We start from the raw sequence: 16,797 nt of genomic DNA on the forward strand, positions 1-16,797 counted from the left end.
GCTCAATGTAAGCAGGCTTTTTTTTTATAATTCATTTTTCAGAAGGTTATTCAGCTCTGAATATTAACAGGTATTTATCAAATTGCTCTTCGTTTAAGATGCTTTTTAACTTCGTGTCTAAAATCATATTGATTTTTTCTATCTGTTTCTGATTACCATCTAGGTCATCACCAAATTGGACATAACTAGTTTGGTACTCTTTGTAAGCCTGATAAACTTCTTCTAATTGATTATTGTCAATCTTAATTGCTTTTCGGACTTCCTTTGCTTGTTCAGATGCAAATGCATTGATATCTTTAATGTTTTGAGCATCTAATCCTTGAGTGCTAAATAAAAGTGCAAAGGCAAAAAAGCAGAGTGTTATTAATTTTTTCATTGTTATGAATTTTATAAGGAAATTTAAGTGACTAAATTAATGATTTTTAATTTAAAATGACAAAAAAAGCATTGATTAAAAAACCAATGCTTAATTACTAACTAACCAATCAAACTAATATTAGTCTCTTTTACCAGACCGTTTATCTTTTCTTGCTTTGCGAATTCCTTTCTTTTTATTAGCTAATGTAGCTTCCCATTTGGTATACTGTTCAGCATTTAGGATGCTTTTCATTTGTTTTTTCATTTCAATTTGTCTGTCTAGTCGTTCGTTAGCCATAGCATAACGTTCTTCTTTACTGGGCTTTTTGAAATCCTCGTCATTTTGTTGTTGTTGGCGCTTTGTTCTTAAGAGCTCTCTGTGTTGAGCTTCCTTCAAAACTAAGGCCTTTACAGAAGCTTGCTGTGATTCGGTAAGATCTAATTCTAAAGTCAGTTTTTTAGTTTTTAAAGTTGCGACTTCTTCAGCAGATAAATCTTTAATTTGATCTCTTCCGTTTTTTTTGTCTTGAGCTGTTGCATTTAAGGTTAAAAATGCAATCGCTATTAGCATTAATTTTTTCATAATATTCAAGTATTTGTTTTTAATTGATACTATTAAGACTTGAATAGGTTTTAAAAGTTTAATGCATTTTTGATTTTAGCTTTTATTTAACTTTCTGGGCTAATTTAACCAGTTCTAAAGTGGATTCATAAAGAGGTTTGTTTTCCATTTTGCTTTTTAGCCAAGCGAAAAAACTCATCACAAAGATGTCTTCCTGCTCAGCTTCTATCCAATTAAACGAGGTTTCGACTTTGTTTATAAAAGCTTCAGACATTACAGATTCAGGATGTTTGTAGTAGTAGGTTACCAATTTCAGATAAGTAAGCACACGTTCTTGACGTATTTGTTTTAAATAGGACGTGTAGTTGCGTTTAAAACTTAGTAATCTGGATTCGACCAAATCAATATGTCCCAATTCGATATAAAGAATAATTTCCATCAAGCTCTTCTTGAGAACCCATTCTCTTCCTGCTTTTTCAGTGTAGTATTGATCTGTGTGATAAAATTTTGAAAATATTTCTGAAGCATCTTTAAATCGTGAGCTTTGCATATAAAACATGACCAGGCTTAATTGGATGTCGAGGGCAGATTCTAGATCTTGATGTTTGGCTGGTTTATAATGTTCTAAACAGGCTATAGCTTCATTTTGAACTCCGGAATAATTCAGGTTTAAGCCGTGTAGCAAATGATATTTATCTTCAAACGTCTTAAAATATTTTCTGCGTTGCTTTTCCATGAGGTGCTTCATTTCCTCTAAATAGCTTAAAGACCTTTTAAATTTTTTATTTCTGAACAATGTATTCGCAATCATATACACAATTTGAATGTGATAATAGAGCTGCTTGTCTTTTAATTTATGCGATTGGATTTTTGAATAGGTGTTTAATAGGAAGGGTTCTATCTTCAGATAATCATTGGTGACGAACGCTGAAATACTTACGATTTTCATCAGCTGATACAACGATTTAAACGACATGGAATCTGTGACATTAATATTATGTTCGGCTAAAGTGTTGTTTAATATGGTTTGAAAATCTAACACTTCACCTTTGTAAGTCATACTGTTAAGGGTTTGTCTGATTTTGGCATAGACCATATTGAGTTCTTCCTCAACAAATTGGTTTTTTTGATTGGCTTTAAAACTAGAAATTAAGGCCTTGATATCTGCTGAAGGGTTTAAATACGCATACTGGATTTTAGTGTGATAGATTTCATTTAAGATAGGAAATAGTGAGTGTTCCTGAGCTAAAACTTCTGCTTTGTCTAAAATATCATAAGCTATTTTGAATTGTTTGTTGATTAGGAATGTTCTGGAAGCTAATATGTATTTGATAATCTGCATATCCATAGAATTCTCTTCTTCAAGATTTGTATTGGCTATAAAATCGATAAGGGATTGGTATAACCGTTTACGAAGTGCGTGATATGCCACCTTGTTCTCGTTTTTGTAAATGGCTTTACATAGTGCTTTAGAACTTAAATCTTCATTTGCAAGTAATTTGAATAGTTGAATGTTTTTGGTGTCGTTTCGTTTGTTCTTTTTCTGAAGGTATTTGATGAATTGTTGCTGTTCATCCAAAGAAAAGGTTGAAGCTATAGCGTTTAAATCGGTCATTAAGTCGTCAGTATAAAATTTAATATTATAATAAAAATAATACTTTATAATAAAATATTAATTATATAATCGTCAGTTTTTTAACAAACCTGTGTTTTTAAAATGCACTTATGGTTGCACATTTGTTTCATAATCAACAAAACAAATCATTATGAAAACAATTTTTAAAACTACGATTCTGATAGCTTTTATGAGTGCTATTATTATGTATTCTAAATCCATTCAGACAGAAGTTATCGAAAGTTATAATAAGGGAATAGCTTTTTTATCAAGTCATACGATTAGTAAAGCAAACCTAACAGGTTTTTAATATGAAATTAAAGCAGGTCAATACAGCTTTTATTATCACGACAGGTGTTTCTGTAGTTGTGTTCATCTATCTGGTGTTTTTAGGATATGATGAAATAAAAACCTTAAAGGATGTGGTTAAGATTATAGCATCGATTTTATTTCCAATTCCAATGTTGTTTTTTGTTCGCTTTCTTTTGATAGAACATTTTTTACCTCAAAATACTGACGAATACAAACAGAAAAATCAAAAACCAGCAATTCTATTACTCATGGCAACCATAATTGTTAGTCTTGGAAGTATGCAATTGATAGAATTTTTTACACAGCAAAAATTAGAAGATCATCTCATTTTTGCACATTTAATCAATTCATCAGCCATTAGTAGTTATGTATTGAATTACATCTTGTATAACAATTTAAAAGCCAACGGAATTTTAAGTGGTGTGCTGCTTTCATTAGCGATACACGTCTTTTTTCTTACGGCATAACTTAAAAAATTAGTCAAATCATCAAAAAATTAAAATTATGAATCCAATTATTGAGAGTCCAAAACCCAAATCAAATTCAAACAAAAGAGAATTATTATTCACGTTTCAATCTATTATTGTCACAGGTTTACTCGCGTTTACAGCGATTGCATTTTTCTTTTACTTCGACTTAACTATAGTCAAAGGGATTAAAGTGATTTTTGCTCCATTTCTATCTGTAGTACCACTCTTGTTTATTCTCTCTATTCTCAGAGATTTACGACAAGGCTTTAAAGAGGGGAATTACACCAAAAATGAAATTATTAAGTTTTGTCTTATAACGTTTGGTATTACTGTCGCATTTACTGGTATCACATTTTTGCTCTCTAAAATTGAAGCCTTAGAAATTTTACTGGCAGCCATTATGGCTATTCTAAGTGCTGTGTTTTTCTTAAGAAGTAAAATCAAAGATATTCTGGGCATGAGTATCATCACAGGAATAGCCGAAGGGATTATTGTGTATATGATCTTTTTGTTTTGATGATGGTTAGCAGATTGATGCTAACACCAAACCTCGTGGCTTTTGTTGCGAGGTTTTTAAACCAAAACCTATGAAATCTAAACTCACAAAGTATTTAATAGAATTTTCAAACGTTAGTTTGACTCGACCTGTTTCTGACAAAGTCAGATTGTTAGAAATCATTGCTGTGGCCCTAACTGGCATTGGCAAATTTATATTTATGGATCATTTAAATTGGCGATTACCATTTGTGGTTTTTGCCATAGTGGCATGGTCACTTTACATGTACTATCGTTATAGGAAAGATGTATACGTTTTAAAAGATTGGGGATTTCGACTAGATAATTTTAAAAGTGTTTTTAAACTCATGTTGCCTTTTACTATCGTTTCTGTGCTATCCTTTTTAGTAATTGGATATGTGCAAGGCACTTTAAATTTAAGTTGGCATATTATACCATTATTAATTACCTATCCAATTTGGGGAACTGTTCAGCAGTTTTTAACTATCGGACTTGTAGCTGGTAACTTAAGTACTTTCAAATCTGTGAAATTTCATAAGCTAACAGTTGTTGTCTTAACTGCTGTGTTATTTTCATTGGTGCATTATCCGTCAAACTGGCTAATGATTGGTACATTTATATTAGCATTGTATTATGCCTATATCTATTTAAAATCAAAAAATTTATACGTTTTAGGTATATTGCATGGCTGGCTAGGTGCTTTGTTTTATTACACAGTAGTTAATCAAGATCCATTTGCAGATGTGTTTTTGAAGTTTATAAATTGATTTCTTTACAATTCAATATTAAAAAAATAGAGGTTCCTTTCTTAAGAAACCTATTAAATTAATTAACTTTGGGAAACTTAATAAACGCATTAACATTTATGAAAAAATTAATAGCCTTACTATCCGTATTAGTGATAGTTACATCGTGTAAAGAAGAGAAAAAAGAGGAGGTCGTTGCAGAGGAAAAAGAAATGACAGACATGGAACAAAATCTCAGTAAATATGTAAGTTTTAAACTCACTGCAGATGTTAGCAACTTATCTGAAAATGAACGTCAAATGCTTCCGTTGCTTATTAAAGCTGCCGATAAGATGAACGACTTATTCTGGTATGAGTCTTATGGAGATAAAGAAGCACTTTTAAACTCTATTTCAGATGAAGCAACAAAACAATTTGTAAAAATCAATTATGGTCCTTGGGATCGACTCGATGGAAATGCTTCTTTTGTTGAAGGTATTGGTGAAAAGCCAGCTGGAGCAAATTTTTATCCGAAGGATATGACTAAAAAAGAATTTGAAGCTGCAGACATTGAAAATAAGTCGAGCATTTATAATTTTGTGCGTCGTGACGACAACGGGAAATTATATTCTATTCCGTATCACAAACAGTTCGAAGCTGAAGTAAAAGAGGTTTCAGATTTATTAAGTAAAGCTTCACAATTAGCAGAAGATGAGGGTTTAAAAAAATACTTAGAATTGCGATCTCAAGCTTTACTCGATGACAACTATCAGCCTAGTGATTTAGCCTGGATGGATATGAAAACCAATACACTTGATATTGTGATTGGCCCTATTGAAACTTACGAAGATCAACTCTTTGGAAACAAAGCTGCTCATGAAGGTTATGTGTTAATTAAAGATCAGGAATGGAGTAAACGATTGGCTAAGTTCAGTGCTTATTTACCTGAATTACAAGAGAATTTGCCTGTTGATGATAAATACAAGCAGGAGAAACCAGGAACAGATAGCGATTTAAACGCTTATGATGTTGTGTATTATGCAGGAGATTGTAATTCTGGAAGTAAAACCATTGCTATTAACCTTCCTAACGATGAAGAAGTACAATTACAAAAAGGAACGCGTCGTTTGCAATTGAAGAATGCGATGCGTGCCAAATTTGATAAAATTTTGATGCCAATTTCTGAAGTGCTAATTGATGAGAGTCAGCGTCAACATATTACATTTGATGCATTTTTCGCCAACACTATGTTTCATGAAGTAGCTCATGGTCTTGGAATTAAGAACACTATTAATGGGAAAGGAACAGTTAGAACATCTTTAAAAGAACATGCCAGTGCTTTAGAAGAAGGTAAAGCAGATATTTTAGGTCTGTATATGATTCAGCAATTACAAGCCAAAGGTGAACTAAAAGAAGATTTAAAAGATAACATGGTGACCTTTATGGCTGGAATTTTCCGTTCGGTTCGATTCGGAGCATCTTCAGCTCATGGTAAAGCCAATATGATTCGTTTTAATTTCTTTAAAGAAAAAGGTGCCTTTTCTAGAAATGAAGATGGGACTTATAAAGTGAACTTTGATAAAATGGAAATGGCTATGAAAGATCTCTCAAACCTGATCTTAACACTTCAAGGAAATGGAGATTATGATGGAGTAGCTCAATTAGTGGCTGATAAAGGAATTATTTCTCCTGAACTTCAATCCGATTTAGATCGATTGACAAATGCTAACATTCCTGTTGATGTTATTTTTGAACAGGGAACAGATGTATTAGGTTTGTAAAAATTTGAAAACATGAAAAATAAAAAAGCCTTTCAACCATTAACTGCTGAAAGGCTTTTCTATTTTTATAAATTTACTTTATCCTAAAATTCTGTTGACTAGTTTTTGCTTGGCTGCTTCGTTATCACCACACAGCCATTGAATGACGTTGTCTTCCCAGATGGCATCACGTTGGGTTTCATCAATAATGTGCCTATCAACTGCTAGATCTAATATTTTTCCTGGATACGAACTTTGTTTTACACTTTCCATTTCACCTAAGGGATAAGGGTCGTCTAATCCCATTAAAACTTGTTTTGAACCTTGATTTTTAATAAGTAATTCAAGTCCACCAGTATCATGAACTAAAGTGTCAAAGAATATGTTTTTATGACCTACAGCCTTTCTAGGATGAGTTTTGCCTTCAAATAAATCTGGACGACCATCAAAACCCTGGATTCGTCTTCCTAGGTTAATTTGAGCTAATTGTCCGCCATGCGCAAAGCAAATTCGCATGTTTTTGTATTTTTCATAATAACCGTTTAAGGTTAAAAAGTGATAAGCATCAGCACATTGCGCTAACATCCAAATCAAATGGAAACGCCAGGATGTGTTTTCAAGTTTTATAAATTTTTCACCATCATAAGGATGCACTTCAACGGCTAAGTTGTACTTATCTGCTAATTCAAAAATGGGCTCATTTTCTTCATCAAAAATACATCGCCAAGTTCCAATCGTATCCATATAATGGGTTGGCAAGCATAATAACTGCATGCCTAATTCTTCAACACAACGTTCAATTTCCCAGCAAGCACCTCTTACAAAACCAGGATGCACTACAAAACCTGTTGTGAATTTACTCGGATTTTCCCTCTGAATTTTAGCATTGAAATCATTTTGAAACCTTAAGGCTTGTTTCATTTCTTCCAGTCGTAAGCCATTGCCATAGAGCTGTGATAAGTTTAAAACAACGGCATGGTCAATTTTAAAATGCTCCATCCAGGCCAACTTTTCGTTTAAAAAGAAACTGGAATCTGTAATGGGACGATTCCAATCTTTTTGAAGCATAAATTTTCGGTCTTTATCGACCCAAAAAATACCTTTGTCCTTCATAAAATCCGGAATTTCTTCCGGATAAGGAAGTAAATGTGAATGACCGTTGATTCTAAGTTTTCGTTTTTCCATAGTTGTCATTGCGAGACTTTAGTCGTGGCAATTTTTATATTATTTGTCATTCCTAGACAGGTAGGAATCTATTTTTGAATAGCATTATAAGGGATTCCACATCAAGTGTGGTATGACAGTACTAATCCAATTGAACCTTTTTTGGTGGTTGCATCACTTCGCCACAATTCGGGCAACTACGCTTGTCTTTATCACCATAGTACTTGTCAAAAATCGCAGGCATATCTGTCTCAATATTGTCTAAGGTGAAATCTTCTTCATATAGCTTTGTTGTGCAGTTTTCGCAAAACCATAATAAGGCATCTTGCACACCTTCTTCACGTGGATATTCAATGACCAGTCCTACAGTGTTAGCTCCTCTTTGCGGAGAATGTGGAACTTTTGGTGGTAATAAAAATATCTCACCTTCTTTGATATGAATATCTTTTGGAGTGCCTTTGTCAATTACTTTCAAAACGATATCACCTTCAACTTGGTAAAAAAATTCTGGAGTTTCATTATAATGATAATCTTTTCTGCTGTTTGGTCCACCAACAACCATAACAATGAAATCACCATCTTTCCAAACAACCTTATTACCAACTGGTGGCTTTAAAAGATGTCGGTTTTCTTCAATCCAGGCTTTAAAATTTATAGGAGGATACAGTTTACTCATAGTGTTTTATTTTGGGCGTTACCCATAAAGGGTCAGGCTTTCAAGGCTCGCTATCAAAGATGAGCTCAAACAAACCTTTCAATCCTTAACGCGTGATTTCGTTCTTAAAATTAAGTATAAAACTCCAAAACAAAAAGTCTTTGCTCTTGGTTCTTTTATCTTTATGTTCCTTTTTATAAACTTTTAGTTCGCCCACCATCAACCGGAAGATTAATTCCGTTGATATAAGCAGCGCGTTCACTCGCTAAAAATGTTATGGCATCAGCTAATTCTTCTGGTTTTGCAAAGCGTTTTGCTGGTACTGCATTTTTCATAGCATTGGCAGCTTCATCTTCTGTGGTTCCTGTTTTTGCCGATTTATTTTTAATAATTTCAGTTAAGCGTTCAGTCCCTGTAGCACCAGGAAGTATATTATTAACCGTAATTCCAAATTGTCCTAATTCATTGGCTAAGGTTTTACTCCAGTTTGCTACAGCACCACGAATGGTGTTACTCACGCCTAAGCCATCTAAAGGTTGTTTAACTGACGTTGAAATTACATTAATGATTCGACCATAGTTTGCACTTTTCATAAATGGAACTACTGCTTGCGCTAAGACATGATTACATTTTAAATGCTGTGTAAAAGCTCTTTCAAATTCTTCAATTTCTGCAGAAAACACTGGTCCACCTTTAGGGCCTCCAGTATTGTTTACTAAAATGTGAAACCCATGATTCGATTTAATATAGGCTTCCACTTTCGATTTTAATTCAGTTGGATTTGAAAAATCGGCAACGATATAGTCGTGATTTCTATGTTGTGGTAGTTCAGCTAAAGCGGCTTTAAGCTTATCTTCGTTTCTGGCAATTAAAGTGATAATTGTACCTTCTTCAGCCAAAGCTAAAGCGGTTGCTTTTCCAATACCTGCTGTGCTTCCACAGACTAATGCGTATTTGTTATTTAAGTTTAAATTCATCTTTTTTGCTCTAGTTTTTTTAAAATTTAATACACACATTCTTTGCCTCAGTAAAAAAACGCAAGGCTTCAAATCCGCCTTCACGACCAACTCCTGAGGCTTTAACACCACCAAAAGGCGTTCGTAAATCTCGCATCATCCAGGTGTTTACCCAAACAATACCAGCTTGCAATTGATGGCTCATGCGCATGGTGCGTTTTAAATTGTTCGTCCATAACGTAGCAGATAATCCATATTTAACCTTATTTGCCATTGTTAATACCTCTTCTTCAGAATGAAATGGCATGATGGTGACTACTGGCCCGAAAATTTCTTCCTGATTCACACGACATTCATTATTTGGAACTTCAATTACGGTTGGTTCTAGATAGTAACCGTTTTCAAAACCATTAACAGCAACTTCATTTCCGCCACATAAAACCGTTCCGTTATCATCTTTAGCAATTTGAATATATTCTTTTACTTTCTCTAAATGTGGTTTTGATACCAAAGCACCAATATTGGTAGCCTCTTCCGATGGATGTCCTACCTTGAGCTGTTTTACTTTTGCCACAAAATCGGTTTTAAATTTGTCGTAGATTGCTGCTTCCACAAAAATGCGACTACCACAAAGACAAATTTGTCCTTGATTAGCAAACGACGAACGTACAGTTGTATTCAGCATATCATTATAGTCGCAGTCCGCAAAAATGATGTTTGGATTTTTTCCACCTAATTCCAACGATAATTTTTTAAACATTGGTGCAGCTACTTTGGCGATATGCGCTCCAGTAGCTGTCCCTCCAGTAAACGAAATCGCTTTGATATCATGATGTTCAATAATAGCCTGACCAGTTGAACCACCCAGACCATGAACAATATTCAGGACACCTTTAGGTAAACCAGCTTCATTACAGATTTCTCCAAGTAAATAAGCAGTCATAGGAGTTACTTCACTTGGTTTAGCAACCACACAATTTCCGGCTGCAAGTGCAGGAGCAATTTTCCAGGTAAACAAATAGAGTGGAAGGTTCCAAGGCGAAATACAACCGACGACTCCAATGGGTTGACGTAAAGTGTAGTTAATGGCTTGCTGACCAACACTTTCGTGACTTTCACTGGCAAATTGGGTTATGGCATTTCCGAAGAACCTAAAATTACTAGCAGCTCTTGGGATATCAACAGATTTTGCTAATGAGATAGGTTTTCCATTGTCTTTAGATTCGGCTTCAGCAAAACGTTGTAAGTTGTGTTCTAATAATTCTGAAATTTTAATTAATATACGACTGCGTTCTTCTAAAGTGGTTTGTGACCAAACAGGAAATGCAGATTTTGCTGCGATGTATGCATTTTCAACGTCTTCTTTTGATGAGTTTGGTATCTGACTGTAAACTTCACCATTAGAAGGGTTGTAGTTATCCAACCATTGATTATGAATCGGATTATGAAAGTTGCCGTTGATGTAGTTTTGAATGTTCAAAGTTTAATTTTTCTAAAGTTAATCAATCACGAGCAGGATAAATAGAATCTATTTGAGTAATACAATGATTATAAATGTCTGATAATTCTCGTTCGTAATAAAACAAATCGGTCATGGTCATTTGAACTTTAGCCATTGTTTTAGCAAAATTATTGGCATCGGTAAAATCAGCATTAAAAAAAATTTGACTGGATTTCGTGTTAAACTCATTATAACTGTCTTGATAGGTGTACAAATTATTGAGCGTGTTTAGCAGAACTGGATTAAACTCTCTGTTCATTCCAGATTGAATACTTGTTTGAAAAGCCGCATTTCTAAGGCGTGGAGTATTCATTCCTCTCCAAAAACCCAATGCTTCATTGATGCCTTCTTCAGTTTTTGGTAAATCCATTTTTCTTAAAGTATCTCTAACCATAATATGGTAGTCTTTAACATTGGCAATGCTGTTTTTATTTGAAATAATTTCATCTTTCAAAATGGTTAGCGTAGTTGTGATGTTTTTTTCAATCTTTTTGCGTTCATTCCAGTTATTGAATTGAAGCGCCATGAAAATACCTATGAAAACCAAGATGATTTCTCCAAGAGCATACAATAGATATTTACTGAATTTGTTTTCAGCAAGCAATGATTGACGTATGCTTCGGAAGAATTTAATCATTAGTATTATTGTTTCTTATAAGCCATAACCTTAATTTCAATGACCAGATCTGGATGAGGTAGTTGATGCACAGCAACTGTGGTTCGTGTTGGTCCTGTAGCTTTGTCAAAGAACTCACCATAAGCCTTGTTGTAATCTGCGAAATCATTCATATTGACTAAAAACGAGGTGACATCAACCACATCTTTAAGGCTAGCACCAACTTTTTTTAAATTGGCATCAATGTTTTTTAAAACTTCCTGAGTTTGTGTGTAAACATTGAGTCGTTTAGTTCCCATGTCATCAATAAGGTCAACTCCTGCAATAGAATTGTCAGGTCGTCTTGAACTGGTTCCTGAGACGAAAATGAAATCGCCTACTTGCTTTACATGTGGATATGCTCCTCTTGGTGTTACTCCAGTTCCTGCGGAAGCAGGAATCTTATTGTCTTTTTCTTCCATATTCTTGGTATTCAGAGCTTATCTCAGAATCTCATTTTTATTATTTATTTGATTTGCACTAATCACTAATCAGTGCAATCCAGCAATTCTATCATCTTCTAAAATGGCTTCGGTTGCTGATTTAACTTTATCTAAAATATCTTTTATGTCATCTTCTGTTGAGATAATGCCATCAGCTAGCATATTTAAAATGGCTTTGTCTTGAGCACGACCTTTCAGCATGGCTTCTCTGTAACCAATATGCTCATTAAAGGTGACTAAGCTATATTTAGATGAATAGTCGTCTGGAAACTCTCGTTCCAATGCCATTTCAATTTTTCGTTTCTCCTGAAAAATCGCTTGACCAACGTGGTCTTTCATTTCGTGAAAATTATCAATGGCTAAATCAGCAATTGCATCGGTGTCTTTCTTTCTGGTTTTTTCATATGCTGAAAATATAGTTTCCCAATCGCCTTCGTGCTGATCTAAAACCGCATCAAATTCTACTACATCTTCAAAAGACGCATTCATCCCTTGTCCGTAAAAAGGTACAATCGCATGTGCAGAATCTCCCATTAGCAAGGTATTTCCTTTATAATGCCAAGGCGAACATTTTACAGTTCCTAAAGGCGCTGTTGGGTTGTCGAAAAAATCTTCAACCAGATTTGGCATGAGTTCTAAAGCATCAGGAAATTCTTTCTGGAAGAATTCGGTAACCATTTCTGGCGTTGTTAAATTATTGAAATTGTATTCGCCTTCATCATAACTCAAGAATAAAGTTACTGTAAAACTTCCGTCTAAATTAGGCAGCGCAATGACCATGAAGTCACCTCTTGGCCAGATATGTAGTGCGTTTTTATACGTTTTGTAATCACCTGTTCTGGTTGGAAGAATAGATAATTCTTTGTAACCATGCGTTAAATAATCTTGTGAAAAACTAAATAAAAACTTACGTTCCAAATAGTAACTTCTTCGAAGTGCAGAACCTGCACCATCGGTAGCTATGATACAATCGGCATCTTCAACAAACTCATCTTTAGTTAGATGGTCTTTGAATCTTGCTGTAGTATCTTCAAAATTTACCGATTTACATTTTTTGTTAAAATGGATGGTGACATTATCGTGTTTTTCGGCTTCGTCAAGTAAAAGTGCGTTTAATCCACCTCGAGAGATAGAATTGATGTATTCGTGATCTCTTCCACTGTAGTTTGATAAAAAAGTATTCCCTTCTTGATCATGAATCATTCTACCATTCATTGGAATACAGAGCGCTTTTACTTTGTCTTCAATCCCAACCAGTTTCATGGCTTTGTTGCCTCGATCTGAAAATGCTAAATTAATAGAACGACCTGCTGAAATATCTGTCTTTCGTAAATCAGGACGCATTTCGTAAACGGTTACATTATAGCCTCGTTGGCCTAAACGTAATGCGAGAAGACTTCCGCAGAGACCTGCACCAATAATAAGAATGTTTTGTTGTTTGCTCATATGTTTTCTAGTCTAGCGCAGTTGAAACTTTTTAAGACCTTTCGACAGCGCTCAAGGTGACACTTTTTTAATTCAAAATTGTTTTCAATCGCTCTACAAATCCGTAAACATCCATATACGAATTGTATAACGGAACTGGAGCACATCTAATCACATCTGGTTCTCTCCAATCGGTAATGATTCCGGCTTTTGTAAGCTTATTGTGCAATCCTTTATCTGCATTTTTGACCTGAATTGACAATTGACAACCACGTTCGTCTGGATTGCGTGGTGTGATTATTTTTATATCTGAATTGTTGAGTTCATCTAATAGGAACTCAAAATAACCAGTTAATTTCCTTGATTTTTCACATAATTTATCAAAACCAGCAGCCTTAAATACATCTAAAGATGCTCTTATTGCTGCCATAGATAAAATAGGCGGATTGCTTAATTGCCAACCTTCAGCTCCAGGCAGCTGATCAAATTCATCACGCATTTTAAAACGCGTTTGCTTATTGTGCGACCACCAACCTGTAAAACGATTAAGATCTTTTCTATGTGCATGACGTTCATGAACAAAAGCACCAGACAAGCTGCCAGGTCCTGAGTTCAAATACTTATACGAACACCAAACTGCAAAATCGGCTCCAGAATCGTGAAGATTCAATGGTACGTTTCCTGCGCCATGCGCACAATCGAAACCTACCATGCAACCGTGTTTATGTCCTAAAGCAGCAATGCGTTTTAAATCGAAAAATTGACCAGTGTAATAGTTTACACCACCAATCATCACCAAAGCAATCTCGTCGCCATGTTGATTAAAAATGGTTTCTAAATCGTCATAATTGGCTAATTCTTCACCTTTGCGGGCTTTCCAAAGAATTAAGCCTTCTTTATCATCATAACCATGGTGACGTAATTGTGATTCCACAGCATATTTATCGCTAGGAAACGCATCAGCTTCAATTAAAATTTTATAACGTTTAGGTGTTGGTTTATAGAAACTCACCATCATAAAGTGGAGGTTGGCTGTTAGTGAATTCATCACGACAACTTCCATGGGTTTTGCGCCTACGATATTCGCCATGGTTTCAGTTAAAAATTCGTGATAATGCAACCATGGATGTTTGCCTTCTGTATGACCTTCAACACCAAGATTTGCCCAGTCATCAAGTTCTTGATTGATATAATCTTTTGTGATTTTAGGCTGTAAACCTAAAGAGTTTCCTGTCATGTAAATGAGCTCGTTTCCGTTGTTGTCTTTCGGAATATGAAACTGTTTTCGATACGATGATAGTTCGTCATTCTGGTCTTGTTGTTTTGCGAATTCAAGACCTAATTTATAGTTGGACAAGGTGTTTGGTTTTATGGTATCTAACAAAAATAAGAATAATTACTGTAGTAAAGAACTGTTGAAAGCGTCAATTTTTAGTGCTGATATAAATTGCTTTTTTTAGTATCTTTAAAGAAATCAAAACGATATGGGAAAGACAAAAGCGTATAGCAATGGAGATGTTACAATCGTCTGGGAACCTGAAGCTTGCATTCATTCTGCGATATGTGTTAAAGGGCTTGGTGAGGTGTTTCAGCCTAAAGAAAAACCATGGATTAAAATTAATGCAGCTTCAACTGAAGCATTAGTAAACCAAGTTAAAGCTTGTCCGTCTGGTGCATTGAGTTATTATATGAATGATGAGAAGAATAATGAATCTGAATCTTTAGAAACAAAGGTTGAGGTGCTTGAAAACGGTCCGCTTCTCATATATGGAACTTTGAAAGTCACTTATAAAGATGGTATAGAGGAAACTAAAAATAGAACGACGGCATTTTGCAGATGTGGTGCTTCACAGAATAAGCCCTATTGTGATGGTGCGCATATTGATCATCAATTTATTGGTTGATTTTTTTTAAGAGTTACAGACAGTAAAACAAAAGTTTATTAAAGTAAAAAGCGCTTCAACTCAATAGATGAAGCGCTTTGAATATATATAGACGCATACTGCGGAATATTAATATACTTTATATACGTCTAAAGGTCATGGTTTAGATGTTTTAAAATGACTTTATTTTAATATTGCTAAAGTAAAGATTGAAATTACCCTCTGTCATTTTATGGTCGTGAGCGAATTTAATGCCATTGACATCTTGATAGTTTTCAAAGGTTGTAGTCATTGATGGCTCTTCAGAGTTTCCTTTTCGAAATACCCATTCCTGAATTATGTAATCCTTATCGAAATAAATATCATAAGCGTCTCCAGGAGTGTAGCCACCTTCGTTTCCATAGGTTAGTGTTATTTTGTTTAATTCAGTTTTAGAGATTGGCGCAACTGCTGTTGATGATTCTGAAATGGTTGTGCCTTTATCCCATACCATTTGAAACGGAATAAGCAACCAGAATTTATCATTAATAAAAGCTTTATCAGCATTTATTGATAAACTATCAACAGATGTTCTATTGTATTGAATGGTATCAGTATCTGTTACTAATCTAACATCATCAGATTTTGGATTCCAAGTCCAAGAGCGTTCAAAATGACTGCTATCGCGATCTACATTAAAAGTGAATTGTATGTCGTTAACATGTTTCCAGTTTTCAAAACCATGAGCTAGGGCAATTTTTTCAGCTGTAGTTGATTCAGTTTTTAATTCTGAATCTGCTTCGACTGTGGTGGTTTGTTCTTTTGTGTCTGTTTTACAAGCCGAAAAAAGAAGTATGAAACATAAAAAGGATGATAGTCGTGTCATTAGTTTTTTGTCAAAGATACTTTAATCGATAGATACCTACAAGGTTTTGAAACCTTGCAGGATTTGTATGATATAGGTTGTGTTTCCGAAGTTATTATTAATTTAGTCATTTAATAGTGATGTTATGAATGAAGATTATTTTGAAGTCAACCGAAACACCTGGAATGAGAAAGTGAAAGTTCATTCCAAAAGTGATATGTACGATTTAGAAGCTTTTAAAAGCGGAAAGTCATCTTTGATGCCTTATGAATTAAAAGCACTAGGAGCAGTGAATGGGAAATCATTATTGCATTTACAATGCCATTTTGGACAAGATACGTTGAGTTGGAGTAGAGCAGGAGCAACATGTGTTGGTGTCGACTTAAGTGATGAGGGCATTGCTTTAGCGAAGGCTTTAAATGAAGAATTACAACTTGATGCAGAATTTGTGCGATGCAATGTTTTAGATACTTCAAAGTATGTAAAAGACACATTTGACATCGTATTCACGTCTTATGGTGTTATTGGCTGGTTGCCAGATCTAAAACCTTGGGGAAACATGATTGCTGAACGTTTAAAACAAGGAGGAACGTTTTATATGGCTGAATTTCATCCTATAGTCTGGATGTTTGATTATTTAGACGGAAAACCAATTATGAAATATGGTTATATGCAGGACGAGCCTATTTATGAAGAATATGAAGGGACTTATGCTAATCAAGGTTCAAAAATGACTAGCAAAGAATATGGCTGGAATCATGGATTGAGCGAAGTAATTAATGCGCTAATTGAAGCTGGATTGACCATTGACTACGTAAACGAATATGATGAAAGTCCATACAATGTTTTGCCAGATTTAATACAAACTGAGTATGGTATGTATACCACTAAGGATAAGTTGTATCCTCTTATTTTCGAAATTAAAGCGACTAAAGTCTAGTTGTTTTAATTATG

19 protein-coding genes are annotated in these 16,797 nt (G+C 34.5%); 7 read left to right on the forward strand and 12 right to left on the reverse strand.

All coding sequences use genetic code 11. The features are described 5' to 3' along the window. Positions 1 to 46: 46 nt before the first annotated feature. The 3 genes from TD18_RS03015 to TD18_RS03025 form a co-directional block, all read right to left on the reverse strand. Positions 47 to 376 carry a hypothetical protein gene (locus tag TD18_RS03015; RefSeq protein ID WP_040248301.1) on the reverse strand — a complete coding sequence of 110 codons (330 nt, stop codon included), beginning with the start codon at positions 374 to 376 and terminating at the stop codon, positions 47 to 49. A gap of 120 nt (positions 377 to 496) precedes the next feature. Continuing rightward, complete coding sequence (locus TD18_RS03020) at positions 497 to 940, reverse strand: hypothetical protein (RefSeq protein WP_040248303.1); 444 nt, start codon at positions 938 to 940, stop codon at positions 497 to 499. An 82-nt stretch (positions 941 to 1,022) separates the two neighbouring features. Further along, positions 1,023 to 2,534 carry a hypothetical protein gene (locus TD18_RS03025; RefSeq protein ID WP_040248305.1) on the reverse strand — a complete coding sequence of 504 codons (1,512 nt, stop codon included), beginning with the start codon at positions 2,532 to 2,534 and terminating at the stop codon, positions 1,023 to 1,025. Between the two features lie 151 nt (positions 2,535 to 2,685). On the opposite strand from TD18_RS03025, the gene TD18_RS17175 reads away from it, so the two are divergent. The 5 genes from TD18_RS17175 (at position 2,686) to TD18_RS03045 (ending at position 6,338) form a co-directional block, all read left to right on the forward strand. Next, the gene (locus TD18_RS17175) at positions 2,686 to 2,844 is read left to right on the forward strand and encodes a hypothetical protein (protein WP_160289450.1); all 159 of its coding nucleotides are present in this window, start codon (positions 2,686 to 2,688) and stop codon (positions 2,842 to 2,844) included. Between the two features lies 1 nt (position 2,845). Next, positions 2,846 to 3,313, forward strand: a complete 468-nt coding sequence (locus tag TD18_RS03030; protein ID WP_040248308.1) for a hypothetical protein — start codon at positions 2,846 to 2,848, stop codon at positions 3,311 to 3,313. A 37-nt stretch (positions 3,314 to 3,350) separates the two neighbouring features. Then, on the forward strand, positions 3,351 to 3,833 hold the full coding sequence (locus tag TD18_RS03035; protein WP_040248311.1) for a hypothetical protein: 483 nt from the start codon (positions 3,351 to 3,353) through the stop codon (positions 3,831 to 3,833). 70 nt (positions 3,834 to 3,903) lie between these two features. Further along, positions 3,904 to 4,599, forward strand: coding sequence for a CPBP family intramembrane glutamic endopeptidase (locus TD18_RS03040; protein WP_152611304.1), 696 nt, complete (start codon positions 3,904 to 3,906; stop codon positions 4,597 to 4,599). Between the two features lie 98 nt (positions 4,600 to 4,697). Beyond that, positions 4,698 to 6,338: a dipeptidyl-peptidase 3 family protein gene (locus tag TD18_RS03045; protein WP_040248313.1), complete on the forward strand. Its 1,641-nt coding sequence runs from the start codon at positions 4,698 to 4,700 to the stop codon at positions 6,336 to 6,338. 78 nt (positions 6,339 to 6,416) lie between these two features. On the opposite strand, the gene TD18_RS03050 is transcribed toward TD18_RS03045, so the two are convergent. From TD18_RS03050 to kynU, 8 genes are all read right to left on the reverse strand, one after another. After that, positions 6,417 to 7,502 carry an amidohydrolase family protein gene (locus TD18_RS03050; protein ID WP_040248744.1) on the reverse strand — a complete coding sequence of 362 codons (1,086 nt, stop codon included), beginning with the start codon at positions 7,500 to 7,502 and terminating at the stop codon, positions 6,417 to 6,419. Positions 7,503 to 7,623: 121 nt separating this feature from the next. Then, on the reverse strand, positions 7,624 to 8,157 hold the full coding sequence (locus tag TD18_RS03055) for a 3-hydroxyanthranilate 3,4-dioxygenase (RefSeq protein WP_040248316.1): 534 nt from the start codon (positions 8,155 to 8,157) through the stop codon (positions 7,624 to 7,626). Positions 8,158 to 8,330: 173 nt separating this feature from the next. Further along, positions 8,331 to 9,113, reverse strand: a complete 783-nt coding sequence (locus tag TD18_RS03060) for an SDR family oxidoreductase (RefSeq protein WP_040248747.1) — start codon at positions 9,111 to 9,113, stop codon at positions 8,331 to 8,333. A gap of 19 nt (positions 9,114 to 9,132) precedes the next feature. Continuing rightward, entirely contained in the window at positions 9,133 to 10,572 is a 1,440-nt protein-coding gene (locus TD18_RS03065; RefSeq protein ID WP_040248319.1) for an aldehyde dehydrogenase, read from the reverse strand. A gap of 22 nt (positions 10,573 to 10,594) precedes the next feature. Beyond that, positions 10,595 to 11,230: a hypothetical protein gene (locus tag TD18_RS03070; protein ID WP_040248324.1), complete on the reverse strand. Its 636-nt coding sequence runs from the start codon at positions 11,228 to 11,230 to the stop codon at positions 10,595 to 10,597. A 5-nt stretch (positions 11,231 to 11,235) separates the two neighbouring features. Continuing rightward, positions 11,236 to 11,670 carry a RidA family protein gene (locus tag TD18_RS03075; RefSeq protein ID WP_052461025.1) on the reverse strand — a complete coding sequence of 145 codons (435 nt, stop codon included), beginning with the start codon at positions 11,668 to 11,670 and terminating at the stop codon, positions 11,236 to 11,238. A 69-nt stretch (positions 11,671 to 11,739) separates the two neighbouring features. Then, a complete protein-coding gene (locus TD18_RS03080; RefSeq protein ID WP_040248326.1) occupies positions 11,740 to 13,137 on the reverse strand; it encodes an FAD-dependent oxidoreductase in 1,398 nt (465 codons plus the stop codon). 67 nt (positions 13,138 to 13,204) lie between these two features. Continuing rightward, positions 13,205 to 14,473, reverse strand: coding sequence for a kynureninase (kynU, locus tag TD18_RS03085; protein WP_040248753.1), 1,269 nt, complete (start codon positions 14,471 to 14,473; stop codon positions 13,205 to 13,207). 127 nt (positions 14,474 to 14,600) lie between these two features. On the opposite strand from kynU, the gene TD18_RS03090 reads away from it, so the two are divergent. Then, on the forward strand, positions 14,601 to 15,020 hold the full coding sequence (locus TD18_RS03090; RefSeq protein WP_040248328.1) for a (4Fe-4S)-binding protein: 420 nt from the start codon (positions 14,601 to 14,603) through the stop codon (positions 15,018 to 15,020). Positions 15,021 to 15,171: 151 nt separating this feature from the next. On the opposite strand, the gene TD18_RS03095 is transcribed toward TD18_RS03090, so the two are convergent. Beyond that, the gene (locus tag TD18_RS03095) at positions 15,172 to 15,864 is read right to left on the reverse strand and encodes a hypothetical protein (RefSeq protein WP_040248334.1); all 693 of its coding nucleotides are present in this window, start codon (positions 15,862 to 15,864) and stop codon (positions 15,172 to 15,174) included. Between the two features lie 124 nt (positions 15,865 to 15,988). Here TD18_RS03095 and TD18_RS03100 point away from each other — a divergent pair, with 124 nt between their 5' ends. Then, positions 15,989 to 16,783 (forward strand): class I SAM-dependent methyltransferase, encoded by a 795-nt coding sequence (locus TD18_RS03100; protein WP_040248336.1) that lies wholly within the window; start codon positions 15,989 to 15,991, stop codon positions 16,781 to 16,783. Positions 16,784 to 16,797: the final 14 nt, after the last annotated feature.

Source organism: Psychroserpens mesophilus, assembly GCF_000826645.1.
In the GTDB taxonomy this organism is placed as follows: Bacteria; Bacteroidota; Bacteroidia; order Flavobacteriales; family Flavobacteriaceae; genus Psychroserpens; species Psychroserpens mesophilus.

What these genes read in the sequence shown, in the direction of transcription:
- TD18_RS03015 (WP_040248301.1), bottom strand. Translation starts at nt 376, where the DNA reads ATGAAAAAATTAATAACACTCTGCTTTTTTGCCTTTGCACTTTTATTT.
- TD18_RS03020 (WP_040248303.1), bottom strand. Translation starts at nt 940, where the DNA reads ATGAAAAAATTAATGCTAATAGCGATTGCATTTTTAACCTTAAATGCA.
- TD18_RS03025 (WP_040248305.1), bottom strand. Translation starts at nt 2,534, where the DNA reads ATGACCGATTTAAACGCTATAGCTTCAACCTTTTCTTTGGATGAACAG.
- TD18_RS17175 (WP_160289450.1), top strand. Translation starts at nt 2,686, where the DNA reads ATGAAAACAATTTTTAAAACTACGATTCTGATAGCTTTTATGAGTGCT.
- TD18_RS03030 (WP_040248308.1), top strand. Translation starts at nt 2,846, where the DNA reads ATGAAATTAAAGCAGGTCAATACAGCTTTTATTATCACGACAGGTGTT.
- TD18_RS03035 (WP_040248311.1), top strand. Translation starts at nt 3,351, where the DNA reads ATGAATCCAATTATTGAGAGTCCAAAACCCAAATCAAATTCAAACAAA.
- TD18_RS03040 (WP_152611304.1), top strand. Translation starts at nt 3,904, where the DNA reads ATGAAATCTAAACTCACAAAGTATTTAATAGAATTTTCAAACGTTAGT.
- TD18_RS03045 (WP_040248313.1), top strand. Translation starts at nt 4,698, where the DNA reads ATGAAAAAATTAATAGCCTTACTATCCGTATTAGTGATAGTTACATCG.
- TD18_RS03050 (WP_040248744.1), bottom strand. Translation starts at nt 7,502, where the DNA reads ATGGAAAAACGAAAACTTAGAATCAACGGTCATTCACATTTACTTCCT.
- TD18_RS03055 (WP_040248316.1), bottom strand. Translation starts at nt 8,157, where the DNA reads ATGAGTAAACTGTATCCTCCTATAAATTTTAAAGCCTGGATTGAAGAA.
- TD18_RS03060 (WP_040248747.1), bottom strand. Translation starts at nt 9,113, where the DNA reads ATGAATTTAAACTTAAATAACAAATACGCATTAGTCTGTGGAAGCACA.
- TD18_RS03070 (WP_040248324.1), bottom strand. Translation starts at nt 11,230, where the DNA reads ATGATTAAATTCTTCCGAAGCATACGTCAATCATTGCTTGCTGAAAAC.
- TD18_RS03075 (WP_052461025.1), bottom strand. Translation starts at nt 11,670, where the DNA reads ATGGAAGAAAAAGACAATAAGATTCCTGCTTCCGCAGGAACTGGAGTA.
- TD18_RS03080 (WP_040248326.1), bottom strand. Translation starts at nt 13,137, where the DNA reads ATGAGCAAACAACAAAACATTCTTATTATTGGTGCAGGTCTCTGCGGA.
- TD18_RS03090 (WP_040248328.1), top strand. Translation starts at nt 14,601, where the DNA reads ATGGGAAAGACAAAAGCGTATAGCAATGGAGATGTTACAATCGTCTGG.
- TD18_RS03095 (WP_040248334.1), bottom strand. Translation starts at nt 15,864, where the DNA reads ATGACACGACTATCATCCTTTTTATGTTTCATACTTCTTTTTTCGGCT.
- TD18_RS03100 (WP_040248336.1), top strand. Translation starts at nt 15,989, where the DNA reads ATGAATGAAGATTATTTTGAAGTCAACCGAAACACCTGGAATGAGAAA.